The organism is Campylobacter concisus (genome assembly GCF_002912895.1).
Taxonomy (GTDB): Bacteria; Campylobacterota; Campylobacteria; order Campylobacterales; family Campylobacteraceae; genus Campylobacter_A; species Campylobacter_A concisus_G.
On sequence record NZ_POZX01000057.1, the window covers coordinates 1 to 24855 of the forward strand.

General features: G+C 37.2%; 24 protein-coding genes. 11 read left to right on the forward strand and 13 right to left on the reverse strand.

Annotation, left to right across the window (positions count from 1 at the left end; translation table 11 throughout):
* Positions 1–546 precede the first annotated feature (546 nt).
* The 6 genes from CYP51_RS10060 to gap all read right to left on the reverse strand — a co-directional run bounded on the left by CYP51_RS10060 (position 547) and on the right by gap (position 5159).
* Complete coding sequence (locus CYP51_RS10060; RefSeq protein WP_258032809.1) at positions 547–660, reverse strand: DUF2625 family protein; 114 nt, start codon at positions 658–660, stop codon at positions 547–549.
* An 86-nt stretch (positions 661–746) separates the two neighbouring features.
* Positions 747–797: a hypothetical protein gene (locus CYP51_RS10185; RefSeq protein ID WP_346209705.1), complete on the reverse strand. Its 51-nt coding sequence runs from the start codon at positions 795–797 to the stop codon at positions 747–749.
* Positions 798–1020: 223 nt separating this feature from the next.
* Positions 1021–1839 (reverse strand): enoyl-ACP reductase FabI, encoded by an 819-nt coding sequence (gene fabI, locus CYP51_RS06280; protein WP_103624796.1) that lies wholly within the window; start codon positions 1837–1839, stop codon positions 1021–1023.
* A 425-nt stretch (positions 1840–2264) separates the two neighbouring features.
* Entirely contained in the window at positions 2265–2945 is a 681-nt protein-coding gene (locus CYP51_RS06285) for a triose-phosphate isomerase (protein WP_103624797.1), read from the reverse strand.
* Positions 2942–4144: a phosphoglycerate kinase gene (locus CYP51_RS06290; protein WP_103624798.1), complete on the reverse strand. Its 1203-nt coding sequence runs from the start codon at positions 4142–4144 to the stop codon at positions 2942–2944. Before CYP51_RS06290 ends, CYP51_RS06285 begins: the two co-directional genes overlap by 4 nt.
* A 16-nt stretch (positions 4145–4160) precedes the next feature.
* On the reverse strand, positions 4161–5159 hold the full coding sequence (gap, locus tag CYP51_RS06295; RefSeq protein ID WP_103624799.1) for a type I glyceraldehyde-3-phosphate dehydrogenase: 999 nt from the start codon (positions 5157–5159) through the stop codon (positions 4161–4163).
* Positions 5160–5238: 79 nt separating this feature from the next.
* Between gap and nadD the strand changes: the two genes are divergently transcribed.
* Positions 5239–6120: a nicotinate (nicotinamide) nucleotide adenylyltransferase gene (gene nadD / locus CYP51_RS06300; RefSeq protein WP_103579350.1), complete on the forward strand. Its 882-nt coding sequence runs from the start codon at positions 5239–5241 to the stop codon at positions 6118–6120.
* Here nadD and CYP51_RS06305 read toward each other — a convergent pair.
* Positions 6104–7087 carry a YeiH family protein gene (locus CYP51_RS06305; protein WP_103579351.1) on the reverse strand — a complete coding sequence of 328 codons (984 nt, stop codon included), beginning with the start codon at positions 7085–7087 and terminating at the stop codon, positions 6104–6106. The genes nadD and CYP51_RS06305 overlap by 17 nt on opposite strands.
* 103 nt (positions 7088–7190) lie before the next feature.
* Here CYP51_RS06305 and CYP51_RS06310 point away from each other — a divergent pair, with 103 nt between their 5' ends.
* Positions 7191–8126, forward strand: a complete 936-nt coding sequence (locus CYP51_RS06310) for a sugar transferase (protein ID WP_103624800.1) — start codon at positions 7191–7193, stop codon at positions 8124–8126.
* Between the two features lie 91 nt (positions 8127–8217).
* Here CYP51_RS06310 and argS read toward each other — a convergent pair whose 3' ends face one another.
* The 6 genes from argS to gpmI are packed head-to-tail and all read right to left on the reverse strand — an operon-like array spanning position 8218 to position 14424.
* Positions 8218–9801 carry an arginine--tRNA ligase gene (gene argS, locus CYP51_RS06315; RefSeq protein ID WP_103624801.1) on the reverse strand — a complete coding sequence of 528 codons (1584 nt, stop codon included), beginning with the start codon at positions 9799–9801 and terminating at the stop codon, positions 8218–8220.
* A 9-nt stretch (positions 9802–9810) separates the two neighbouring features.
* Positions 9811–10032, reverse strand: a complete 222-nt coding sequence (tatA, locus tag CYP51_RS06320; RefSeq protein ID WP_103624802.1) for a twin-arginine translocase TatA/TatE family subunit — start codon at positions 10030–10032, stop codon at positions 9811–9813.
* Between the two features lie 50 nt (positions 10033–10082).
* Entirely contained in the window at positions 10083–10694 is a 612-nt protein-coding gene (gmk, locus tag CYP51_RS06325; protein WP_103624803.1) for a guanylate kinase, read from the reverse strand.
* Positions 10695–12137, reverse strand: a complete 1443-nt coding sequence (locus CYP51_RS06330; RefSeq protein WP_103624804.1) for a Highly acidic protein — start codon at positions 12135–12137, stop codon at positions 10695–10697.
* Between the two features lie 57 nt (positions 12138–12194).
* Positions 12195–12956 carry a flagellar biosynthetic protein FliR gene (gene fliR / locus CYP51_RS06335; RefSeq protein WP_103624805.1) on the reverse strand — a complete coding sequence of 254 codons (762 nt, stop codon included), beginning with the start codon at positions 12954–12956 and terminating at the stop codon, positions 12195–12197.
* A gap of 4 nt (positions 12957–12960) precedes the next feature.
* Entirely contained in the window at positions 12961–14424 is a 1464-nt protein-coding gene (gpmI, locus tag CYP51_RS06340) for a 2,3-bisphosphoglycerate-independent phosphoglycerate mutase (RefSeq protein ID WP_103624806.1), read from the reverse strand.
* Between the two features lie 79 nt (positions 14425–14503).
* Between gpmI and mraY the strand changes: the two genes are divergently transcribed.
* From mraY to CYP51_RS09915, 9 genes are all read left to right on the forward strand, one after another.
* Positions 14504–15568 (forward strand): phospho-N-acetylmuramoyl-pentapeptide-transferase, encoded by a 1065-nt coding sequence (gene mraY / locus CYP51_RS06345; RefSeq protein ID WP_103624853.1) that lies wholly within the window; start codon positions 14504–14506, stop codon positions 15566–15568.
* Positions 15569–15576: 8 nt separating this feature from the next.
* Entirely contained in the window at positions 15577–16794 is a 1218-nt protein-coding gene (gene murD / locus CYP51_RS06350; RefSeq protein ID WP_103624807.1) for a UDP-N-acetylmuramoyl-L-alanine--D-glutamate ligase, read from the forward strand.
* Between the two features lie 144 nt (positions 16795–16938).
* Positions 16939–20493, forward strand: a complete 3555-nt coding sequence (locus tag CYP51_RS06355) for a glycoside hydrolase family 19 protein (protein ID WP_103624808.1) — start codon at positions 16939–16941, stop codon at positions 20491–20493.
* Between the two features lie 11 nt (positions 20494–20504).
* On the forward strand, positions 20505–21314 hold the full coding sequence (locus CYP51_RS06360) for a hypothetical protein (RefSeq protein WP_103624809.1): 810 nt from the start codon (positions 20505–20507) through the stop codon (positions 21312–21314).
* Entirely contained in the window at positions 21301–21777 is a 477-nt protein-coding gene (locus CYP51_RS06365) for a hypothetical protein (protein ID WP_103624810.1), read from the forward strand. Before CYP51_RS06360 ends, CYP51_RS06365 begins: the two co-directional genes overlap by 14 nt.
* A gap of 2 nt (positions 21778–21779) precedes the next feature.
* On the forward strand, positions 21780–22193 hold the full coding sequence (locus tag CYP51_RS06370) for a hypothetical protein (RefSeq protein ID WP_103624811.1): 414 nt from the start codon (positions 21780–21782) through the stop codon (positions 22191–22193).
* 92 nt (positions 22194–22285) lie between these two features.
* Positions 22286–22645, forward strand: a complete 360-nt coding sequence (locus CYP51_RS06375) for a hypothetical protein (protein WP_103624812.1) — start codon at positions 22286–22288, stop codon at positions 22643–22645.
* A 1076-nt stretch (positions 22646–23721) separates the two neighbouring features.
* On the forward strand, positions 23722–24291 hold the full coding sequence (locus CYP51_RS06380) for a hypothetical protein (RefSeq protein WP_103624813.1): 570 nt from the start codon (positions 23722–23724) through the stop codon (positions 24289–24291).
* Between the two features lies 1 nt (position 24292).
* On the forward strand, positions 24293–24835 hold the full coding sequence (locus tag CYP51_RS09915; protein ID WP_219809037.1) for a hypothetical protein: 543 nt from the start codon (positions 24293–24295) through the stop codon (positions 24833–24835).
* The last annotated feature ends 20 nt before the right edge of the window (positions 24836–24855 follow it).

Sequence of the window (24855 nt, forward strand, 5' to 3'; positions counted from 1 at the left end):
ATCTAATAAATTAATTAAATATCGAGAAAAAGGATAAAATTATATAATTTTATCAAGATAGTAAATAAGATTAATTTTTAATAGAAAATTATTATAAGTATAAAAATTATTAAATTTTGTAGATAATTTTTATCAAGAAAGGCTTAAGAAACATAAAATAAATTTTGCTTTTTAGCGCTCAGAATTGTTTTTATAAACACTCTTAAGTAGATTATGAGAAAATTTTATAAATTTTAAATAAGATAGAACAAAACTCTTGAATCTAATAGAAGTATTATGCAAATTTATTAGACGCTCTTGAAGGCAAAATTGAAATATTCATTCATGCAAATACTATCTTTTTTCATATCTTTTAGTCTTAGACTTATGTTGGTGTCTTGCCAAAGTATCGGCGGTAGCACAAATATCATCCTATCAAGGCTAAAATTTTTTACATCCTCACACCAGTCATCCTAGTGGTAAAGCTCATAAAATTTCGATATTTCGCCGCAAAGCGCCCAGTATAAAAACTACGAGTAGCCAAGCTACGTATCCTCCCATTTGCCACTATCTGGCACACAGTAAAAGACGTTGCCCCTTTTTTTTGCCACCAAAGTCGACGCCATTTAGTGTGAAAATTTTACCCAAAATATCGTTTGCTACGAGCAAATAGCTAGACATCTGTCTACCTTGCTAAAGCTTTTGCCAAGGTTAAAACTATAAATTCCACACTTCACCTGCTCATATCCTGAACCAAGTAGACGTAGCTAACCTCCGTCTATCACGATGCCACCACACCCATAAACAAGTGCTCCCATCGGTGAGCAAGTAGTTATCTGAAGTCAAGCTCGCTTTACACCATGCTTTCATCAAGAGACAAAATTTAATTAGCCTCTTTTAGCCACTCCTTGATCAGTGCCCAGCCTGGCCTATTGCGTCTATAAGCTCATCTAAAGCTCATTTTGTATGCCCTTGCGGTAAATTTAGTGAAATTTTAAAGAAGAATTTGGCGAGTCACCCCGCCAAATTTATATAGGTAGATTATTTTGCGTCCCAAGCTAGGATTGTGTTGCCCTCGGCGTCGGTGGCTACGTCGCCCATGCCCATGATGTTGTAGCCGCAGTCTACGTAGTGAACTTCACCTGTTACACCGCTAGCTAGGTCGCTAAGCAGATACATAGCACTGTTACCGACGTCTTCAGTCGTGACGTTGCGTTTTAGCGGACTATTTACTTCGTTATAGCGCAAGATCATCCTAAAATCGCCTATTCCGCTTGCAGCAAGAGTCTTGATAGGACCTGCACTGATCGCATTTACGCGGATGTTTTTAGCGCCAAGGTCGTGTGCTAGGTAGCGAACTGAGCTTTCAAGTGCCGCTTTGGCAACGCCCATTACGTTGTAGTGTGGCACAAATTTTGGTCCACCAAGGTATGTAAGAGTAAGCACCGAACCGCCCTCTTTTAGCACTGGCAAAACCGCGCGAGTAAGGCTTAGTAGCGAATACACGCTAGTTCCCATCGCAATGTCAAAGGCTTCTTTAGTCGTGTTTACGAACTCGCCTTCAAGTGCTTCTTTGGGCGCATAGGCCACTGCGTGCACAACAAAATCGATCTCACCAAGGTCTGCTTTGATGCGATCCGCAAGACCGTCAAGATGAGCAGGATTGTTTACGTCAAGCTCATAGACGAATTTACTCCCAAACTCCTCTGCGATCGGCTCTACACGTTTTTTAAGAGCGTCATTTAGGTATGTAAACGCCATTTGCGCACCTTGATCGTGACAAGCTTTTGCGATGCCGTAAGCTATTGACTTGGCGTTAGCGACGCCGACGATTAGACCTTTTTTACCTTTTAGTATCATTTGTTCTCCTTTTTATTAAAGCTACTTAACTTTTTCTGCTTCACAAGCTTACAGCTACAAGCAGAGTTATTTATCTTTCGTTAAAAATTTAAAAGCAATACTCACAAACTATATGCTTACTCTGCTTATTTTTTAAATCCTACCTTAACTAAGCGAAAAATCCTTCGCAATTTGACTTAAAATTCTATAAATTAAAATTCGCGAAATCTCGCGAAAACGCCAAATTTGAAACTAAATTTGACAGCGGCAGTATCGCGAAGCTAGACTAGGCGACTTACAATTTTGCAATCCAAATTTAATTTTTGAATATAAATCGACAAGCGGAAATATCGCTAGGCGGATTTAAATGTTTCGCAGTAAATTTCGTCCCAAGACTAGGCATTTAGCCTGTCGTAGGGCGAAATTTACAAAATCATTTAAAGACGTCAGCGAGATGACGCGCTAATAAGTTCCAAGAAACCAGAGGCGTCCCAGCTCGCCGTCCCCACTAATACTCCATCGCAGTTTGCGATACCCGCTATCCCGCCGATATTTGCGGCATTTACGCTGCCTCCGTAAAGCAGCGGCGCGCTCGTCTGCTCGCGGATGAAATTTAAAACTCCTTCGATCTGCTCCACGCTAGCGCTCTTGCCCGTGCCTATCGCCCAAATTGGCTCGTAGGCGATCAGCAGCCGCTCGTAGCCAAGGTCGATATTTTTTAGCTGTTCCGCCAAAAACTCCTTCGTGCGCCCCACTTCGTTCACGCTCAAATTTTCGCCGATGCAGTAGACGATCTGCCAGCCCGCCTCTGCGGCGAAGTCGAATTTCGCGCGCAAAAGCTCCTCACTCTCGCCAAGCTCGCGCCGTTCGGAGTGCCCGATCAGCACGCTTTTTACGCCAAACTCGTCCAGCATCGCCTTGCCGATCTCGCCGGTGTGAGCGCCGCTTTCGCACGGGTAGAAATTTTGCGCGCCGAGTTTAAATTTATGAGCCGCACCATCAAGCGCACTAAACGGCGGAAATACTGTAACGTCGTCGTTTGCGCTTAAATTTGCGTCTAAAATTTCAGCGTATTTAGCGAAGCTCGCTCTCGTGTGATTGCACTTTAAATTTGCTAAAAACCTCACTCTGTAGCCTTTCTAAGCGGTTTTATGCCGGGTAGCTCCTTGCCCTCGATAAGCTCCAGACTAGCGCCGCCTCCAGTCGAGATAAAGGTCATCTCGTCAGCATCTCCCGCGCGCTCGACGACGTCGGCCGTATCGCCACCGCCAACGACCGTAGTCGCGTGTGTGTCGATGATAGCGTGGCTCATTTTGATGCTGCCTTTGCTAAATTTATCCATCTCAAAAACGCCCATCGGCCCGTTCCACCAGATGGTTTGCGCGTCGGCGATGACCTCTTTAAAGAGTCTAATCGACGCAGGTCCGATATCTAGTCCCATCCAGCCACTAGGTATTTCTTGGGTGGGGACGAATTTCACGGCGCTTTCGGCTGAAAAAGTCTGAGCCGCGACGACGTCTACCGGCAGGTAAATTTTAACGCCAAGTTCCCTGCCCTTGCGTAAAATTTCGCGCGCGTCCTCGATGAGATCCTCTTCAAGCAGCGAATTTCCGATATTTTCGCCGAGCGATTTTAAAAACGTGAACGCCATGCCGCCGCCGATTATCAGCTTATCCACGCGCGGAAGCAGGTTGTGCAGAGCTTGCAGCTTACCGCTTACCTTACTACCGCCAACGACCGCGACGAACGGGCGCGCAGGGTGTTTGATGAGATTTTGGGCGAAATTTATCTCCTTTTGCAGCAAAAATCCCGCCGCCTTATGCTTCTCATCGTAAAATTTAGTGATCGCCTCGACCGAGCTGTGAGCCCTATGGCAGACGCCGAATGCATCGTTTATGTAAAATTCGCCGTATTTAGCGAGCTCAGCGGCTAGTGCCTCGTCATTTTTGGTTTCGCCCTTTTCAAAGCGTAAATTTTCTATCATCAAAATTTCGCCTGGCTTTAGAGCCGCAGCCTTTGTTTTAGCGTCATTTCCGATCACATCTTCAGCAAATATCACCTCTCTATCAAGCAGTCTTGATAGCCTCTTAGCCACGCCTTGAAGTGAAAATTTCTCTTCAAAGCCGTTTTTTGGACGACCAAGGTGACTAGCCAAAACCACGCTGCAGCCATTATCTAGGCAGTAGCGGATAGTTGGTATCGCTGAGCGGATCCTGCGGTCATCAGTGATGTTTAAAAACTCGTCCATAGGCACGTTAAAATCGCACCTTATAAAGACTTTTGCACCATTAAGCTCAAGGTCGTTGATCGATAAAATATCACTCATTTTTCACCCTTTAAATTTACTTTGTAGCCACGATCTTAGCAAGATCAACAAGCCTTGTTGAGTAGCCCCACTCGTTGTCGTACCACGCAAAGACCTTCACCATATCATCAGCGATAACCTGCGTAGTGTCGCTCGCTACGATGCTGCTAAAGGTGCTTGTGCAAAAGTCGCTACTAACTCTGTAGTCGTCATCGACGAATAAAATTCCCTTTAAATTTGACTCCGCAGCCGCCCTAAATGCCTCGTTTATCTCATCTTTACTAGCTGGTCTTTTTAAAACCGCCGTTAGATCGACCATAGAGACGTTTGCCACTGGTACGCGCACTGCTTGACCGTGCAGCTTACCGCTTAGCTCTGGAAGCACTTTAGCGATCGCTTTTGCAGCTCCGGTGGTCGTAGGTCCGATATTTAGCGCTGCAGCGCGTGAGCGGCGGAAATCTTTAGCCTTTACATCAACTAGGCTCTGACCATTTGTATATGCGTGGATCGTAGTCATTAGCCCTTTTACGATGCCAAATTTATCGTTTAGCACCTTTGCTACTGGAGCTAGGCCATTTGTGGTGCAGCTTGCGTTTGAGACGATCGCCTCGCCTGCGTATTTATCGTCATTTACGCCAACTACAAATGTCACTGTATCGTCTTTTGCTGGAGCGCTCATGACGACTTTTTTGACGCCGCGAGCAAGATATGGCTCACATTTTTCAGTGGTTAAAAACTTGCCAGTGCACTCTAAAACCACGTCTACGCCGTAGTCTGCGTAGCTAAGCTCGTTTAGATCTCTTGTAGAAAAAACTCTTATCTTTTTGCCATTTACTTCTATAAAATCGTCGCTTATCACCTTAACGTCTTGCTTAAATTCGCCATGCACGCTGTCGTATTTGAGCAAATACCTCGTCATATCCCTTGTTGCGGTGTCGTTAATAGCGACAAGCTCAACATCATCACGCTCTAAAATAATACGAGCAGCACACCTACCGATACGCCCAAAGCCGTTTATTGCTACTTTAACTGACATCTTAGCTCCTTTTGATATAATTACGCCTAATTCTACAAAAAAGAATTTTAAAACAAATATAAACAAGGCACTTTAATAGATGAAGTTAGCACTTTTTGGCGGGAGCTTTGATCCGGTTCATTTAGGACACGATAGCATTGTAAAAATGGCACTAAGCGGCCTTGATATCGACAAGCTCATCATCATGCCAACTTTTATAAGTCCCTTTAAGAGCGAATTTTCAGCTCCGCCAGAGCTTCGCCTAAAGTGGATAAGAGAAATTTGGGGCGGCCTAGAGAAGGTCGAGATCTCAGACTATGAGATAAATTTAGCTCGCCCAGTGCCTACCATAGAGACGGTTAAGTATTTGTATAAGAAATTCAAGATAGAGAAATTTTATCTCATAATAGGCGCGGACCACCTAGCCACGCTTGATAAGTGGCACGGCTACGAGGAGCTAAAAAATTTAGTGCAGTTTGTGATCGCTAAGCGCAATCACATAGAAATTCCACAAAATTTACAAAAAATGGACGTGCACGTGGATGTTAGCTCATCGCAGATCAGGCATCAAAAGGGGCTTGATGAGCTGCCTAGCGAGATAAAAGATGAGATTATAAATTTTTACCAAGGATTAAAGATGCAAGAGAGATCGATGCAAGAGCGCACCGAAAGTATAGTTAAGGTTTTAGACGCAAAAAAGGCTGAAGAGATACAAGTGTTTGATATGAGCGGGGATGATTATTTCGTAAAGGCCGTAGTTATCGCTACTACGCTTGGCGAGAGACACGCTTACTCACTGGCTGAGGATCTAAAAGAGGAGCTTAAGCCTCTTGGGGAGAAATTTATAGGCACTGAGAGCTCGCCTGATTGGATCGTGATGGACCTTGGCGACATTTTGATACATCTTTTAAGCCCAACTTACAGAGCAAAATACAACATCGAAGAATTTTTGCAAAAACTAAAAACTAGCAAAGAGTCTTAACAAAGACAAGCGATGAGCAAATAAGCCATAAAAATATAAAAAATGCTAGCAAAAATGGCTTTTTGCCCGTCGCTTTAAAAATGCTTCTATCTATCCCAAACCCCAAAGCACACATCGCAACGCAAAGGCAAATGCTGGCGGCTAGCTTTAAAATTTGAACCAAATTTTCAGGGAAAAATGGCAAAGATCTAACGCAGATCGCCACTAAGAAAAATAACGCAAACCATGGTATGCTCTTTAGCTTTGAGCCGCCACTATTTTGGCTTAAATTTAAGAAATTTAGCAAAAACAAAAATGGCACAAGCATGATGACGCGAAGCATTTTTATGATGACGGCGGTGCTACTTGCTGCGCTATCAAATGCTGCTGAGGCTGCCACCACGTGGGCTACCTCGTGAAGTGAGCCACCGATAAAAAAGCCAGTTTGGTGTGGCGTTAGAGCTAGAAATTTAGCGATAAATGGATAGATAAACATACCAATCGTCCCAAAGAGCACCACCGTGCAAATGGCGATAGCAAGCTTGTTTGCGTCTGCTTTTATCTCATTTTGAGTAGCCATAACAGCAGCTGCACCGCATATACTAGCCCCTGAGCCAATGAGCACGGCACTATCCTTGCTAAGTCCCAAGGCTTTGGCTACAAAAAGTGCAAAGCAAAAGGTCGCAAAGACCATAAATGCTGCGTATATCACGCCAATGGTGCCAACACTTGCGATCTCGCTAAGGTTTATATTGAAGCCAAAAAGTATGATGCCTAGCCTTAAAATTTGCTTCCCAGCGATCGCTACGACGCCACTACTTTTTAAAATTTGAGTTTGTTTTGTAAAAAGATTTGCAAAAATGGCGCCTAAAATGATAGAGATGATAAGCGGGCTGGTGTGAAATTTAGCCAAAAGTGTGTTTGAGAGCGCAAAAGAAACGCCGCAAATCAGCGCTAAAACAAGCACAGCGAGAAATTTATGATACATATTTTAACCTTAACTCTTTTTTTAAAAATGCAATTAGCACGTTTGGGTATAATTAGACGAATTTTATAATGCAAATTTAAAATAAAGATAAAGGGATAGGCCTATGATCATCCTTGGTGAAAAATATGCTTTCACCAAACTCGAGCTAGAGAAGCTTAGGAAGAAATTTGGTCAAGTAAATTTTTTATCCCATGAAAATAGCGACGCAAAAACCTTGCGAAGCGCACTAGAAAATCTCATAAAATCAAGCGATCAAAGACTGATCGTACTAAATACCGCAAAACCAGTCGATAGTAAATTAGTTAGATTTCTCACGCTTTTGCAGTTTAAAACAAAGTATAAAAAGATCAAATTTCTAAATGTGGAGAGCTTTTTAGAAATTTACTTGCAAAAGTGCTACATCCTAGAAAATGGCGAAAATTTAAACTTTTTAAACGATATCAAGCCTTATAATGCCTTTGAATACGCCTTAAAACGTGTGATCGACTATGCAAGCTGCTCGCTGCTTCTTGTGATACTTTTTGTGCTTAAATTTTATGTAAAGAAAAAGATAGACGAGCAATCCCCTGGCAGCCTTTACTTTTTGCAAAACAGGGTTGGGCTTGGGAACAAAGAATTTGAATGTATTAAATTTCGCTCGATGGTAGTTGACGCTGAAAAAGACGGGGCTAAATTTGCTAGCAAAAACGATGAGAGAGTCTTTGAATTTGGCGAATTTATGCGTAAAACTCGCATCGACGAGGTACCACAATGCCTAAATGTGCTTCGAGGGCAGATGCATCTAATAGGTCCAAGGCCTGAGCGAAGGCACTGGATAAATTTCTTTGAAAAAGAGATCCCTTACTACAATGAACGCCACATCGTTCGTCCAGGGATTACCGGCTGGGCACAGGTAAACTACCCTTATGGCTCAAATACACACGACGCCAAACAAAAGCTAATGTATGATCTTTACTATATCAAACACTGGTCGCTTTGGTTGGAAATAAAGATCATAGTAAAAACTATTGCGATTGTATTTGAGAAAAAAGGTGTTTAAATTCTCAAGAGCATTATGAGTTTGAGATATTTTTAAATAAATCTTTTTTCGAATTGAATTTTGTTGCTTTTAGCCAAAATAAAAGCAAATTCTACATCTTATCTTTAGCTGTGATTCCCATTATATTAAATGCTGTTTTTATTGAGACAGCAACGACTGCAAATACTTTTAACAAGCTATCTTCGTTTTTGTTTCCGACCACGCGGTTTTCATTATAAAATTTATGAAAGCTAGCAGCTAGTGACTTCAAATAGTCTGAGATCTTTTGAAGCTGTCTTGAGATAAAAGCATCCTCTAAAATTTCGGGTAAGATTAGCGCCTCAAAAAGTAAATTTCTAGCATTTTCATCTAGGCATTCAAAGTCAGCATTGATTACATCTTGAATAATTTTCCCAGCCTTTGCGAAGACTTGATTTATCCTAGCATGAGCGTAGTTTATATAAAAAATAGGATTTGAGCTGTCCTCTTTTTTAAGCTCATCTACGTCAAATTCCAAACTACTCGTATTTGCCTTGCTTATAAAGATAAATCTAAGCGCCTCAGCACCGATCTCACTTACGATATCGCTCATCAGCACGGCATTGCCAGCGCGCTTGCTCATCTTATACGGCTTGCCATCTTTTAGTAGACTAACCATCTGCATAAGTATCACTTCAAGCTTGTTTTCATCGTATCCAAGGAAATTTATCGCAGCCTTTAGCCTTGCGATATATCCATGGTGGTCTGCACCCCAAATGTTTATGTAGTGGTCGAAATTTTTCTCAAATTTGGCGTTATGATAGATAATGTCGCCAGCTAGATATGTCGGTCTACCATCATTTCTAACCACAACCCTATCGTTGTCATCGCCAAGCGTGGTTGAAGCGATATAAGTAGCGCCCTCTTTTTCATACATTTGATTTGAACGTTTTAGCTTGTTTATAGTTGGCTCTAAGCCATCATAAAGAGCTTTCTCGCTAGCCCAGCTCTCTATAAATATCCCAACGTCCGCTAAATCTTTTTTAATGATCTCAAGCACGATATCCTTGCCAAACTCGGCAAGCTCGAGGTTTCTACTTTCATCATAAAAAATTTCCTTACCAAATTTCTCATTTGCAAGCTTAGCAATATCTAAAATATAATCGCCTCGGTAGTATTTCTCTGGATAGACAACGCTTTCGTTAAAAAGCTGCTCTTTTGCCGCAAGTGATATCGAAGTGCCAAGTAGGTCGATTTGATTACCAGCGTCGTTTATATAGTATTCTGTTGAGATAGCGTAGCCAAGTCTTTTACCAAGCCTAGCCAAAGTATCGCCGTAAACTGCGCCTCTAACATGTCCGATGTGAAGTGGTCCAGTTGGATTTGCACTGATGTATTCTATTAAATAGTTATCTTTTTTTGCATCTTCTTTTGCAAAATTTTCGCTATCTAGTAAAATTTGCTTTGAAATTTCATCTAAAAACTCGCTTTTTAGCTTGAAATTTAAGTAGCCATTTACTGCACTAGCTTCAACTATTTTGCTATCACTAAATTTATCGGCAAACTCGCTAGCTATCGTAGCTGGAGACTTTCTTAGCTCCTTTGCTAGGCTAAAAAGTGGCGTAGCATAGTGGGCTAAATTTTTATCCTTTGGCTTTTCAAGCACAAATTCACGTTCTAAAACCTTTGAAATTTCAGCTTTTATTTTATTTTTCAACTCTAAAACCTATGCGTTTTTAGTTGTTTCTTCTATTTTTTGACTAGCAGCACTCTCTTCTTTATGCTCGACTTTTTCGCTTTTGTCAGGAGTTGTATCCTCCATCTCAGCCTTAAAAGTCTTTATGCCTTTGCCTAGTCCTTTTGCAAGTTCTGGGATCTTCTTTGCTCCAAAAAGTAAAACAATAATCGCTAAAACAACTAGCCAATGACCAATACTAAAAGAACCCATTTTTTCTCCTCAATAAATTTTTCAAAATGTTATCATAAATTCCTGAATTTCTAGCAATCTATCCACTCATCAATAACGCGTCTTAAGTCTATTTTCGTGCTTTTTAACCTCATCGCTCTAAGAATTGATTTTAGGCCTTTATAACTCTTTTCAATGTCATCATTTACCAAAAAATAATCATATTCTAAGATGTGCTCCATCTCACCAACTGCGTTCATTAGGCGATTTTCTATCGTTTCCTCACTATCAGTTCCGCGGTTTTTCAAGCGTTTTTTAAGCTCTTTTTTATTTGCAGTTGTTATAAAAACCGAAGTTATGTAGCTTTTAAATTTTTCAAGTGCGATATGAAAGCCTTGCACATCGATATCAAATATCACTATCTTTCCAGCCTCAAGTGCTGCTAAAACAGGCTTTAGACTCGTGCCATAATAGTTTTTATGCACCTGTGCCCATTCTAAAAATTCACCCTTTTCTATGCCGCTTTTAAATTCATCTTCTTTTATAAAATAGTAATCCACTCCATCGACTTCGCCTTCTCTTTTTGCCCTTGTCGTACTTGAAATAGAAAAATAAAGATCCTTCTCTTCCTTTAAAAGACGACCCAAAAGCGTACTTTTCCCACTTCCACTAGGCCCAGAAACTACTAAAATTTGTCCTTGCAACTACTTTTCCTCAAAACTTATATTTATCTTTATGTTCATATCTTTTAGCACATCTCTTAGCGAGCTTTCATTTAACGACTCATGGACGTGTTTTGTGATCTTTTTGGTTAGCTCTTCTTTATAGTCAGTATCGATTTTTGTTTCATCGCATGAGCTAGTTTGTGGAGCAATATTTAATCCAAATGCTGCTTGCATCGTATTTTCATCTATTTCCTCAATAGACGCTACATCAAAATTTGGGCTACCCAACGTCTCTTCTTTAAAATTTTCTTCCTCAAATATCTCATCTACCATGCCTAGATCTTCTTGAGCAAGGACTTCTTCAGAATTTTCTTCATGATCTTCTTTAGCTGGCTCTTTTTCAAGGTCTATATCTTCGCCCAAAGAAATTTCCTCTGCTTCCTGAGTAGATTCTTCATCTATATCTTCCTCTAAATTTTGACTAGCTTCATCTATCAAATTTGCCTCGCTGCTTTTAGGCTCAAAATTTTCATCACTACCAAAATCAGTCTCTGGTTCATCAAAATTTTCGCTATCTTCGCTGGGTTCTTCGTTTAGCTCTTTATCCAAAGACTCGATCTCGCTGAGCTCTTTTTTACTTTGGCTTATATCATCTACAAATTCTTCATTAAGCTTGGCAGTTTCTAAATTTTGAGAATTTTGCTCGACCATTTTATCAAGCTCGTTTTTCGCCTCTTCATCCGCCAAGTCACTCTCGTCCATATCATCTATCTCATCTACAAGTGAACTAAGCTCATCAAAGTTATCACTATGCTCTTCTTTTATCACGGGTGGCTCATTGTTTTGTTCTAAGGATTTGTCTATATCTTCTGAATCAGCCATATATTTGCTAGCTATGTCATTTATCATATCATCATCTATGAGTTCAGTGTCTGTTTCATCAAAACTGATATCTTTATCCTTTAAATCCTCGGTCTCTAGCTCACTTAGCTCCTCTTTTAAAAACTCATCATCTAAAGCCTCATTATCAAATTTATCTGCCTTATCATCTTCTTTTGCTAAATTTTCAAGACCCATGTCAATTTCTGGAAGCTCAAAATTTTCTAAATCATCAAAGTTTTTATTGCTTTCGTCAAAGTCATTAAAATTTGCAGGCTCATCTAGTCCAAGCTTAAGTTCTTTATCATTGTCAGTATCTTTATTTTGTTCAAATAAACTAATAAATTCTGTTGGTAAAAAGGGCTTTTCAAGCATAACATCAGCAAAATCAGGCTTTTCACCGCCTCTAGGTGCTAGATACATTATCTTTTGATTTAAATTAACATCGCTGCTATCCATATCACTATCGATGATAATATAATCAAATTGATCTCCAACACTATTAACATCGTCAAATTCGCTATATTCTATGCCTAGCTTATTTAAACTTAACGTTATAAGGCGAGAAACTGCGGGGTTTTTGTTTACAAGTGCAACTTTCATGATCCCTCCTTGAAGAGCTTGAGGCTGTATTTTATGATAAATTTCATTGCTATTTACTTAAAAAAATAGTGCTGGCATATCGTTTAAAATCTGCACCATCATATCAGTTATGATTTTTATAATGCCAGCTAAAATAGCTATCAAAACCGAAAAGCCGATACTTACCTTAATAGGATAACCAACGACTAATAAGTTAAATTGTGGCATAGTTTTCATAAGCATGCCAAAAATAGCATCTGAAAGTATAGAGAGCGCGATAATAGGGAAAGCCAGAACAAATCCAAACATAAAAAGATTGCCAAAAAGCTTTAGGGCATAGCTCATCACACCACTTCTTGGATAAAAATCTCCAAGCGGTATAGCTGAAAGTGAAGTGGAATAAAACTGTAATATCAAATGATGCCCATCAAGCATCAAAAATGCAAGAAGCGCGATGAAATTTAGAATATTTGCGATCACTGGTGAATTTGTACCAGTTTGCGGATCAAGCACCGAAGCCATCGAAAAGCCCATAATCATCGAGATTTGCTCGCCTGCCATTTGAAGTATGGCAAAAACGATATTTAGCAAAAGGCCAGCACAAAGACCAAGTATGACCTCACTCAAAATTTCCATAAACAAAAAATTTATAGCGTGCTCATGAGCGTGAGATAATGGAAAAAGTACAATACAAAGAGCAAAAACTAGTAAAGTTTTTACGACCATTGGGATTTGATTGTGAGAATAAAACGGAAAAAATACAATAAGCCCACTAAGACGTACAAAAAGGAGCATAAAGGTTATGACTTTATCTGCTCCGAAAAACTCGACTAGCTCCATTATTTTATATTAACGCCTCGTCCATCTCAGCTGGAATTTCAAGCCCCATGATCTTTAAAACACTAGGAGCGATATTATTTAGACCGCCGTTTTTTACTTTTTTTACGCCATCAGCCATCACAAAACAAAAGACATCATAAGTCGTGTGGTTTGTCAGTAGCTCGCCGCTGCTATCGCGCATCTCTTCGCAGTTTCCGTGATCGCTCGTGATGATCATAGCGTAGTTTTTCTCTTTTGCTTTGGCGTAAATTTCTCCAAGGGCAGCATCCACTGCTTCAACTGCTTTTATAGCAGCCTCATAGTTGCCAGTATGCCCCACCATATCGCCATTTGCGAAATTTACCACGATGAAGTCTTGCTCGTCATCCATGCCCTTTAGCACGGCTTTGCAAACCTCAGCAGCGCTCATTTCTGGCTTTTCGTCGTAGGTTTTTACTTTTGGGCTAGGGATGAGTACCCTCGTTTCGTTGCTAGCTAGCTCCTCGACGCCGCCATTAAAGAAAAATGTGACGTGGGCGTATTTTTCAGTCTCAGCCGTATGAAGCTGCCTTAGCCCAGCTGCTGCTATGACCTCGCTTAGGGTGTTTTTTATCTTTTCATTTTTAAATAGCACTTCAAATTTAAAATTTGCGTCGTATTCGGTCATGGTGATTAGATTTTTGATAGCAAAAGGGCGCTCAAACTCGCTAAATTTCTCCTCGCCCAAAGCCTGGCAAATCTCTCTTGCCCTGTCATTTCTAAAATTTATCACAATCACGCCGTCATCTTCGCCCATGCCACTAAAGCCATTAAAACTTGCTGGCTTTACAAACTCGTCTGTCACGCCCATATCGTAGCTTTTTTGTAGATACTCGCTTGGCGACAAGCTGCTTAAATTTGCTCCCTCCACCAAGCTATCATAGGCCTCTTTTACGCGCTCCCAGCGTTTATCTCTATCCATCGCGTAAAATCTCCCGCAAACCGTCGCTACCTTAAATTTAGCCTCCAAGTTTTTTATGAAATTTAGACCGCTGTTTGGGCTAACGTCGCGTCCATCGGTGATAGCGTGGGCAAAAACTTCACAGCCATTTTTACTAGCAAGCTCGCACATGCCATCAAAATGTTCCATGTGAGAGTGCACGCCGCCGTCACTATAAAGCCCTATGACGTGGATCTTTTTGCACTTTTTAAAAAGAGCCTTTAGCGCTTCATTTTCTGCTACCGAGCCATCTTTAAAGCCGCGTGAAATTTTGACCAAATTTTGATACAAAACTCGCCCACTTCCTATGCACATGTGCCCTACTTCGCTATTTCCCATCTGCCCTTCAGGTAGTCCCACAGCGTTTCCAGAAGTTTTTATGAGTGAGTTTGGAATTTCTTTAAAAAATTTCTCGTAATTTGGCTTTTTGGCCGCCTCAAATGCGTTAAATTTGCCATTTTTATTTGATCCAATGCCATCAGTTATTATAAGTATAGTTTTTTGAGCCATTTTTAAATTTTATCCTTAAATTTAGATAATTTTTAAGGCCATTATACTAAAATTGCTTTTTTTTAAAATAAAGGCCCTTATGTTTTACTATATCTATGAAATTTTAAATTTTAATATCTTTCAGTATATCACCGTTCGTGCTGGCATCGCGTTTTTCATAGCTTTTATCTTGACAGCTTATCTGATGCCTAAATTTATCGCTTGGGCAAAGGCAAAAAACGCTGCCCAGCCTATCTATGAGCTTGCCCCGCAAACTCACCAAAAAAAGGCCAAAACACCGACCATGGGCGGACTTGTCTTTGTCTTCACAGCCGTACTTTCCACGATAATTTGCGCAAGGCTTGATAACGCATTTGTCTTAACATCTCTCTTTTGCCTAGTTTGCTTTACGCTGCTTGGCTACAAGGACGATTACAGTAAAATTTTAGGAGCAAAAAATCACGCCGGCCTAAGTCCAAAAGCAAAGCTATTTTTTCAGTTTTTAATAGCCTTTGTAATTTCTGTTTTTTTATATGCAAGTCACGAGCTTAGCACCGAGTTTTATCTACCTTTTTTTAAGCAACCTATTTTAGATTTAAAAATTTTTGCCATTCTCTTTTGGACACTGGTCATAGTCGCTGCTTCAAATTCAGTAAATTTAACAGACGGGCTTGATGGGCTAGCTACTGTGCCATCTATATTTTCGCTTCTGACACTTGGCGTTTTTGCCTACATCTGCGGTCACGCCGTCTTTAGCTCATACCTGCTTTTGCCAAAGATCGCTGGCGTTGGCGAGAGCGTCGTCGTAGCCTCAGCACTCATTGGCTCACTCATGGGATTTTTGTGGTTTAACTGCCACCCAGCTGAAGTTTTTATGGGCGATAGCGGCAGCCTAAGTGTTGGTGCATATATCGGTTTTATGGGCGTTGCGACTAAAAACGAAATTTTGCTCATCATCATCGGTCTCATCTTTGTCGTAGAGACGCTTAGCGTCATCTTGCAGGTGGGCAGCTTTAAAATTTTTAAACGCAGAATTTTTCTCATGGCGCCTATACATCACCACTTTGAGATCAAGGGCTGGGCTGAAAATAAGATCATCGTGCGCTTTTGGATCATCGCACTTTTAGCAAATTTGATCGCACTAACCGCGCTAAAGATCAGATAAGGAAAGTCATGAGAAAATCACTATTTGGCTATGGTGGCACGACAAAGGCGATTGCAAAGAATTTCACAACCGATGGTCTTTGGGATATCTATGATGATAAATTTAGCGAAATTTCTAAGGACGAGTTTGGAAACACTCTTTTGCCAGTTAGCGAATTTGACCCAGCAAAAAGCGGCCTAGAGATACCAAGCCCTGGCATCCCACCTCATCACGAGCTTATCAAAAAATCTAGGAATTTAGTTAGCGAATATGACTATTTTTATGAAATTTATAAAAATTATCTGCCATTTAACATCTGGATCAGTGGCACAAATGGCAAGACGACGACCACAAAGATGATGCAGCATTTGCTAGAGAGCAAGGGCTCAGTGATGGGCGGAAATGTCGGCATCGCGCTGGCAAATTTAGACCCAAACGCTAAAATTTGGATACTTGAGACTAGCTCATTTACGCTTCACTATACAAACCACGCCACACCCGGCATCTATGTGCTTTTACCCATCACTCCTGATCATCTAAGCTGGCATGGCGACATGAGCGAGTACGAAAAGGCGAAGCTAAAGCCACTTGCTAGCATGAGTGAAAGTAGCGTGGCGATAGTGCCTGAAATTTACGCTAGCACGCCTACAAAAGCCAAAGTTATCGCCTATAAAGATGAGAGCGATTTGGCTCGTTTTTGCGGCGTAAATTTAGATGATATAGCCTTTAAAACGCCGTTTTTGCTAGACGCGCTACTGGCACTTGCGGTGGAGAAAATTTTATTTGACCGCTGTGACATCGCACTTTTAAACACATTTGTTATTGAAGCAAATAAGCTCGAAGAATTTACTGATAAAAAGGGCAGAACCTGGGTCAATGACACAAAAGCTACCAACATCGACGCGAGCATACAAGCCGTCAAACGCTACAAAGATCACTTCATGCACCTAATCCTTGGCGGAGACGACAAGGGTGTTAGCATGGATGAGCTCTTTTTAAATTTAAAAAACCTCAAGGTTAAAATTTACGCCATCGGCTCAAACAGTGACAAACTTATGAAATTAGCGACTAAATTTGGCATACCAGCCTTAAAATGCGACTTTTTGCAAAATGCTGTCAATGAGATAAATAAAGAGCTAAAGACCAGCGAGATAGCGCTTCTAAGCCCGGCAGCTGCGAGCCTTGATCAGTTTAAGAGCTATGCCGAGCGAGGCGATAAATTTAAAGAGTTCATAAAGGCGCTTTAAATTTACAAGCCCTTTTGAGTAGCCTTGTCAAAAATAAAAACATTCAAATTTATATTTTTGACATAAATTTTTACTATAAAGTTTTATTGTTGAATACTTTTTAAGTTTGTGCTAATATTTAGCAAAAATTTCCAAGGAAGTTTAATGCCTCTAACGCCCAGAAATGATGTAAATTTTAAAAGAAATTTAATAGATATTATAAAATTTTCATATGACAATGACATAAGCAGACCATTTATATCTAACAACAAACTACTTATTGGATATGGCTTTAGCCTAAGAGATGATATAGAACTTATTTGTGCTCAAATTTATAAAAACAACAAAGACAAAGTCATAAAAGATATCAAGCGAGCTATTGCTAACACCACGAGTAAGACTACCATAGAAAAGATAGATACAGATGAACTTTTTAAAAAGATAAATGACGCCGCAAAAGAGGCTTATGCAAAGTCTGGAAGTACCGATACTTTGCCTGAGTTTGAATTCAGCTCAGAAGATCAGCTAAATGCAATCTTGGAGCGAAAGCTTACGCCGCTAATCCAAGAGATAAATCAAAAATTAAACAACTCGCCACTTAAAAATTTACAAGCCGTTTCGCTCACTTCAGATAAAAATAGCCAAATTTCAAGAGAGCATGTCGCGCTTTTAGCACTTCTTTATATCAGCAAGAAAAGTAATATTGATCCATCCCTAGCAAGCCATATCAAAAGCAAAAATCGTTTTAAGGCCTGGTTTTGGCTAGCATATGAGAGCTTTAGTGATGAAGTAAGCAATAAAATATCTCTTTTGCGAGAAAAAATTTCAAATCAGTTTGGGCTTTATGAAAGTGATGAACAAAATGTTAATTTTGCCGAGTGCATAGATGTTTTTAGTCATTTAAATATATCCAAAGCAAAATATAAATTAAAAAATCAAAACAATAAAGAAATCATCCAAAACGTCACTCATTTAGAATTTATGAAGCTTCAAGAAAATGGATCAAATTTAAACGCATCAGATGCATTAAAATGTGAGGCTTTATTTCAGCCATTTGTTACAAAGATAAATTCTTTATTAAGCACTCAAAGTACAAAGACCTTTAGCCTTGAAAACATATACTGCGTAAATTTAATCAGCTCAAATGCTTCAAATACTTCAAGAATAAATAAGCTCCTAAGGCAAAGAGAGGAGGAATTTTACAAACAAGAAAATATACTCTTGCTATGCCCAAGAAAGATGACAACTCCTATTAGAGTCTTTCAACCTAAAAAGAGCGAATTTACCATTGTGCTAGCTTATCAAACTCCATTTGATTGCAGTGAGCTAAACCCAAAAGAGCTAAATTCTAGTAGACCAAACTATGGCAAGGTAAATTTATGCGAGCTAATACTTACTGACTTTAAATTTGACTCTTACGAAGATAGTAAAAATGAAGAGATAAAATTTAAAAATGTAAAGAGCAAAGATACGGTAATACTCTATCAAGAAAACAAAAATGAAGAAGATAAGATAAATGGTGCTACCTTTACTAGCATAAAGCAAAATAGCGATGATATAGAGTATAAGCTAGAAGATAGCGTTATAAGTATGAAGTACTTTGAAGACCCCTCATCTAACAACAAACACCTAAATTTCTCTTTATTAAATTTCGCCAAAGAGAATAACTTTACCCTAAGAGATGATAAAGACTCAGCTATGTTTGATATAAAGCTTCGTCTAGCTCATGGCAACAATATAGTACCTACATCAGCATCAAGTTCAGGTCTTACTCTTACAATAAATAATCTCATCATTGAAAACGAAGATGGTAAGGCAAGTGAAGATATAGATAAGATATATCTTCATCACTGCTTTGATAAAAGTATATATGAGAGTGTATCTTTAATAAAAAATGAAGACTCAGGTATCAAAAACTCATATACAGCTACATTTAATATCCCAATAGATAAAGAGAATAAAGGAGATACTAAATTTATACTTTATTCAAGTGATCTAAGTAAAGTTTATAGCACTAAAGATATTCATGCTCACTCTGATACAGCTGTAATATCTTTAGGATATCAAGATAAGAGTAGTTCTAACTTTTGCTATAGCAATAAGGTCTCGTTAAGAGATATAACAGATCATATAACAAATGTAATCTCTGATAGTGAGTATCCATTTAAGACAAATGAGCCAATAAGCTTAAAGGCTATATATAAACAAGAAAAAGGTAGTAAGAGATATAAAGAGATACTTTGGGGATATAAGGTCATAAAAAGTAAAGAGTATGATGAGTTATCCAAATCAAATCCAAAAGATGTAGTAGCTCTCAAAGATCAAAAAGGCAAAGAGATAACATTTAAAATTTCAGATGTTATACAAAAAGATGATCTAGATAAGCTAAAACAGGGTGGTCATACTATAGTATTTTTTGCATATCTTGAAGGTGATAAGGATAAATTTAAGTTTTATACAAGATATGGCAAAAATCATATAAGGATAGCTATAAAGATACCTTTATATATTAAATTTAAAGATGATAAGCTAGTTATATATGAGTTTGAGCATGCTATAAAAGAGAAGGCATTTGATGCTAAATTAAAGCTTAGTGATGATAAAGACGATGCTTTAATAAAAAATGATAATTACTTATATATAAATAAAAATATCTCAACAAATGAGATAAGTATCTATGAAGATGATAAGCTAAGCAAAGAGTTAAAAAGTGATGAGAAGACAAATAAGAGCTATCAAATTTATGCAAAAAAAGAGAGCTCTAATAATCAGTCTAATGCAGATAAAGATGATAAGCTTGGTATAAATTTATTAAATAAAGAGAATATGGATAAATTTATTAACTCTTTTAATGAATCAAAGAGTTTAACTAGAGTAGATAGTGGCATGTGGGAAGATGGGGATGAGGGGATAAATGTTTTAATAGAGATTAAAGATTATCCATTTACACTAGATATGCTAAAACAAGTATTTACTAATATAAAAACAAATCAAGAATATATCCTGCAAGAAATGGTAGATGAACTAAATAGAAGAGATGATGGAGATGGAATTCAAATGTATGTAAAATATAAGCTTAATACTAGAAATAGATTGGAGCATTTTTTTGGGCAATGTGCAGTAGAGGTGGAAAGTAGCTTCCCAAAACTGACAGAGAGTTTAGATTATAGTGTGGAAGGTCTTGTGAGATCCAATATTGGTTATTTTAAAAATAATTATGATAGAAGTAAAGATGTAGGAAGAATAAAAGATACAAAAGGAAAAATAATTCAAAAAGCCGATCAAGAAGCTATAGCCAATCGAGGATATGCTGATGAAAATAGACCTAAAGACTTGCGACTTGGCAATACCGAAGAAGGCGACGGCTGGAAATATAGAGGTAGAGGGATAATACAAATAACTGGTAGAGAAATATATACCGAATTTAATAAATTCGCACACAAAGTTAAATTAGTAGGAGATGAAGTAAGCTTTGTGGATAATCCAGAACTGGTAGCTGAAAATAAAACCTATGCTTTTGTGTCAGCTGCATTTTTCTGGGCTCAAAAAAAGAACATTTACGATAGAGCCGATAAAAGCAAGCCAGAATTAGACAATGAAGAAATAGTAAATAGAGTAACAGATTTAGTAAATGGCGGTGCAAATAAAGAAAGTAGAACAAAAAGAATAAACTCTTATAAACGTATAAGAGAAGCAAATATATTTAAGAAATTTAAATAAAGGGCTGAAGTATGAAATTTAAAACTATTTTATTAATAAATTTACTAATAAACTTAAATTTATATGCTTTTGAAGCTTTAATGCCTAGCCAAGCTACCAATAAAGCGATCGAGAATTTTGAACAGATCGAAGACGAATTTTTTACCGGTGATGACTATTTTTCAAACGATTACAGTACTAATACATCTCCTAGTTTTAAGTGTTCTGATGCTAAGGGCAAATATAAATTTAAAGAGTACTCTTTAGAAGACTTTGTTTGTCAGTCCAAATTTCTTGCTTTTAGAGATAACTATTTTGCTGATCTTTATAATCTAATTGTAAAAGAAGCTCCGAATTTAAAAGAAAAAGCTCTAAAGATAGCAAGAGAGAGGATAGCTAAAACTCAAAAAGAGTGCATAGATGGGTATTCAAAATATTTTCAAGTACGGGTTAAATATAATTATAGCGTCGGCAATTCTATTCATTGCACTAGATCTTACTATAGAAACTCCACTGCAAAACTAGCTTTACTTCTTTATAAAAATAATAAAGAGCTATTTAAAAGAATTTACGGCGAAGACTATAAGAAATTTAAAGAGGTCTTTGAAGATACTTTAAAATATGTACCAATACTTTACTCTTTTAGAGATCTAAAAGACATAAAAAAAACAGATAAAAAGTCTTATGCTGAGTTTTTAAGAAAATATGATGACTATACTGGCGATTATGACAATTATCGTATCCATGACCTAATTTATATAGTATTAGTCCAATACTCCCTAATAGACAAAAATGGTCATTTGATTTTGCCTGAGAATAGAAAAAATGATGATAAAAACTAGATTTTTATACTTATTGCTACTTTTAGCTATATTTTCTAATGCCCAAAATTTAAGTATAGAAACGTACAGCAAGGACAACAAATGCTCCATAAGTATAAACGATGAAAAGATTTATAGCAGAGAGTGTGAGCATGAGCTTGAACCAAATTTAATATTTTATACCAAATTGAATCGAAGTGAAGTGTGGATATTTCAAGACATACAAAACTATGCTGCTTGCAATGGACACGGGCCTTTGAGAATTTTTGAAAAGAAAGAGGACAATAATATTAAATTTCAAGGTGAGATAGATTGGTGCGCGAGTGTGCCATTTTTCGAAGTCACTAATGAAGGCATCTTGATAATAGACAAACCACACAAAAATGCACTAACCAACAATGGCGATCCAAATTTTAAAAGCAGTGGAAAACTATCAGATGAAAGAAAATATAAATTTGAGAATGGAAAGATCAAAAAGATATAGTTTTGCCTTTGTTAAATAGATATAATGCGGTTAAAAAAGAGTGGGTAGATATGACAAACAAGATAGTTGTTTTTTATTTTATGGTGCTAGTGTTTATGACACACAATGCCTACACAAAAGACATAAATTTAACTGGGTTTTACAAGAATGAGCCTTGTAATATTTCAATAGAAATAACGAAAAATACTAATAAGACAAAGTATTTTTACAAGATAGTTGATAATAATCAGACAAAATCACAAGGCTATATATCAAGCATAAAAAGCAATGGCGAAGGTGGATTTTATATAAAATTTAAAAAGATTGACGGGATGTATGAAAATGATAGCATAGTCATACAAAACTACGGAAACTCTATAAACGAGTATAATCATTTTAAAGATTGCGATAGTAAATATTTAAAATTTGATAAATAGGGCTAGCGTGCGTGATTTTGTAATTACTTTTTTTTAAAGCCGAAGAAATAGGATATTGCTATGAAAATGAAAAAATTTTAATAGCTATTGCTATGTTCGAATGCGAGGGTGACATATACTGTGCAAATGGTGGTTATTTTTGGGTAAATAAAAGAAATACCAAAAGTTTAGAAATTTTATCAAAACCAACACCAATAAAAAATAATGTAAATGAGCGCTTGATGGGGAATAAATTTAAAAATTCAAACTATATATATGAAATTTATGGCGACATAATGTCTGGTGGGAAAATGTATTTGAACATTTTTAAGCAAGAAAAAACTATTTTTAAAAGCGATGATTTACAACAGATAGAACAAGAAGAATTCCTATCCAAACTTAAAGAGATAGATAGTGGGCTACCTGCTAGCTTTGATAAATTTTACAAGAAATTGAAAAATGAATATCAATAATAGTCTATAAAAATATAGAGATTATAACTATAAATAATCTCATCATTGAAAACGAAGATGGTAAGGCAAGTGAAGATATAGATAAGATATATCTTCATCACTGCTTTGATAAAAGTATATATGAGAGTGTATCTTTAATAAAAAATGAAGACTCAGGTATCAAAAACTCATATACAGCTACATTTAATATCCCAATAGATAAAGAGAATAAAGGAGATACTAAATTTATACTTTATTCAAGTGATCTAAGTAAAGTTTATAGCACTAAAGATATTCATGCTCACTCTGATACAGCTGTAATATCTTTAGGATATCAAGATAAGAGTAGTTCTAACTTTTGCTATAGCAATAAGGTCTCGTTAAGAGATATAACAGATCATATAACAAATGTAATCTCTGATAGTGAGTATCCATTTAAGACAAATGAGCCAATAAGCTTAAAGGCTATATATAAACAAGAAAAAGGTAGTAAGAGATATAAAGAGATACTTTGGGGATATAAGGTCATAAAAAGTAAAGAGTATGATGAGTTATCCAAATCAAATCCAAAAGATGTAGTAGCTCTCAAAGATCAAAAAGGCAAAGAGATAACATTTAAAATTTCAGATGTTATACAAAAAGATGATCTAGATAAGCTAAAACAGGGTGGTCATACTATAGTATTTTTTGCATATCTTGAAGGTGATAAGGATAAATTTAAGTTTTATACAAGATATGGCAAAAATCATATAAGGATAGCTATAAAGATACCTTTATATATTAAATTTAAAGATGATAAGCTAGTTATATATGAGTTTGAGCATGCTATAAAAGAGAAGGCATTTGATGCTAAATTAAAGCTTAGTGATGATAAAGACGATGCTTTAATAAAAAATGATAATTACTTATATATAAATAAAAATATCTCAACAAATGAGATAAGTATCTATGAAGATGATAAGCTAAGCAAAGAGTTAAAAAGTGATGAGAAGACAAATAAGAGCTATCAAATTTATGCAAAAAAAGAGAGCTCTAATAATCAGTCTAATGCAGATAAAGATGATAAGCTTGGTATAAATTTATTAAATAAAGAGAATATGGATAAATTTATTAACTCTTTTAATGAATCAAAGAGTTTAACTAGAGTAGATAGTGGCATGTGGGAAGATGGGGATGAGGGGGTTGGGGTTGATGTCAATAATAAGATATACGACATATTAATCGAAGGAATAATGGAAAATAGTAAAATGGGAAATGGACTTTTATATTTAAAAGAAAATGATGACATTATACTGTCCATTACAATGGTAGCTGGTGGATTTGGAAGCGGTGCTCCACAAAATGGAGAATATACAGTTGATACATATAGAGACAGAAGAAAAGACAAAGATTATAATCCTGGTATGAATATTCATGGAGTAGGTTTTAGTTTTAACCTAAATCCACAATTTAAAACTGAAAGATCGCTTCTAAGAATTCATCCCGATGGCAACAGCAAAGGAACACTTGGTTGTATTGGAGTTACTGACACCCAAAAAGAGCTTTTGGAGTTTGAAGAAATTATGAAAAATTTATTAAAACACGAAAAGAGCATTCATGCTACTATTAACATAAAAAATAATCCAAATAACTCTAAGCCTCCAAAAAAAATTACAGTAAAGGAATAATATGATACGACATTTTTTAATACTATCTCTAATTTTAGGTTTTCTAAATTTAACAGCCAGTGAAAATTTGCCGCATACAACAAGCATAGACAAAATCAAAGTAGGTAAAATTTTACCTTCAAGTAATTTAACATCTAAAAAAATCAAATATTTCTTAGACGGCGAAAAGGCAAGCTTCATAAATTTATCAAGAACACAGATAATGACGCTCGATTTTTGTTGCGGTGGTAGCGGTGAGGTCCAAATGATAAATGTTAAATTTTTTGATAAAAATTTGACTAAAGATTATATAAATTCCAGCAAAATAAAAGATTTCACTACAAATTCTGGTATCAAACTTGGTGACAAACAAGAGCAAATTTTAAAGAAGCTAGGTAAGCCAAACGATCTGCAAGAAGAAAATGCCATTTCTATTGTCACCTACATCACTGAGCAAAATGAAAGCAAACTCTTGCAAGAATTTGATATGCCACTCTACTACGAGAAATTCATCTTTTCTAATGGAGTTTTAAAAGAGTATGAATTTGGATTTGAGTACCCGTGATATTCCGCGGATCAGGATAT

What these genes read in the sequence shown, in the direction of transcription:
- CYP51_RS10060 (WP_258032809.1), bottom strand. Translation starts at nt 660, where the DNA reads ATGTCTAGCTATTTGCTCGTAGCAAACGATATTTTGGGTAAAATTTTC.
- fabI (WP_103624796.1), bottom strand. Translation starts at nt 1,839, where the DNA reads ATGATACTAAAAGGTAAAAAAGGTCTAATCGTCGGCGTCGCTAACGCC.
- CYP51_RS06290 (WP_103624798.1), bottom strand. Translation starts at nt 4,144, where the DNA reads ATGAGTGATATTTTATCGATCAACGACCTTGAGCTTAATGGTGCAAAA.
- gap (WP_103624799.1), bottom strand. Translation starts at nt 5,159, where the DNA reads ATGTCAGTTAAAGTAGCAATAAACGGCTTTGGGCGTATCGGTAGGTGT.
- nadD (WP_103579350.1), top strand. Translation starts at nt 5,239, where the DNA reads ATGAAGTTAGCACTTTTTGGCGGGAGCTTTGATCCGGTTCATTTAGGA.
- CYP51_RS06305 (WP_103579351.1), bottom strand. Translation starts at nt 7,087, where the DNA reads ATGTATCATAAATTTCTCGCTGTGCTTGTTTTAGCGCTGATTTGCGGC.
- CYP51_RS06310 (WP_103624800.1), top strand. Translation starts at nt 7,191, where the DNA reads ATGATCATCCTTGGTGAAAAATATGCTTTCACCAAACTCGAGCTAGAG.
- tatA (WP_103624802.1), bottom strand. Translation starts at nt 10,032, where the DNA reads ATGGGTTCTTTTAGTATTGGTCATTGGCTAGTTGTTTTAGCGATTATT.
- CYP51_RS06330 (WP_103624804.1), bottom strand. Translation starts at nt 12,137, where the DNA reads ATGAAAGTTGCACTTGTAAACAAAAACCCCGCAGTTTCTCGCCTTATA.
- fliR (WP_103624805.1), bottom strand. Translation starts at nt 12,956, where the DNA reads ATGGAGCTAGTCGAGTTTTTCGGAGCAGATAAAGTCATAACCTTTATG.
- gpmI (WP_103624806.1), bottom strand. Translation starts at nt 14,424, where the DNA reads ATGGCTCAAAAAACTATACTTATAATAACTGATGGCATTGGATCAAAT.
- mraY (WP_103624853.1), top strand. Translation starts at nt 14,504, where the DNA reads ATGTTTTACTATATCTATGAAATTTTAAATTTTAATATCTTTCAGTAT.
- murD (WP_103624807.1), top strand. Translation starts at nt 15,577, where the DNA reads ATGAGAAAATCACTATTTGGCTATGGTGGCACGACAAAGGCGATTGCA.
- CYP51_RS06355 (WP_103624808.1), top strand. Translation starts at nt 16,939, where the DNA reads ATGCCTCTAACGCCCAGAAATGATGTAAATTTTAAAAGAAATTTAATA.
- CYP51_RS06360 (WP_103624809.1), top strand. Translation starts at nt 20,505, where the DNA reads ATGAAATTTAAAACTATTTTATTAATAAATTTACTAATAAACTTAAAT.
- CYP51_RS06365 (WP_103624810.1), top strand. Translation starts at nt 21,301, where the DNA reads ATGATAAAAACTAGATTTTTATACTTATTGCTACTTTTAGCTATATTT.
- CYP51_RS06375 (WP_103624812.1), top strand. Translation starts at nt 22,286, where the DNA reads ATGTTCGAATGCGAGGGTGACATATACTGTGCAAATGGTGGTTATTTT.
- CYP51_RS06380 (WP_103624813.1), top strand. Translation starts at nt 23,722, where the DNA reads ATGGATAAATTTATTAACTCTTTTAATGAATCAAAGAGTTTAACTAGA.
- CYP51_RS09915 (WP_219809037.1), top strand. Translation starts at nt 24,293, where the DNA reads ATGATACGACATTTTTTAATACTATCTCTAATTTTAGGTTTTCTAAAT.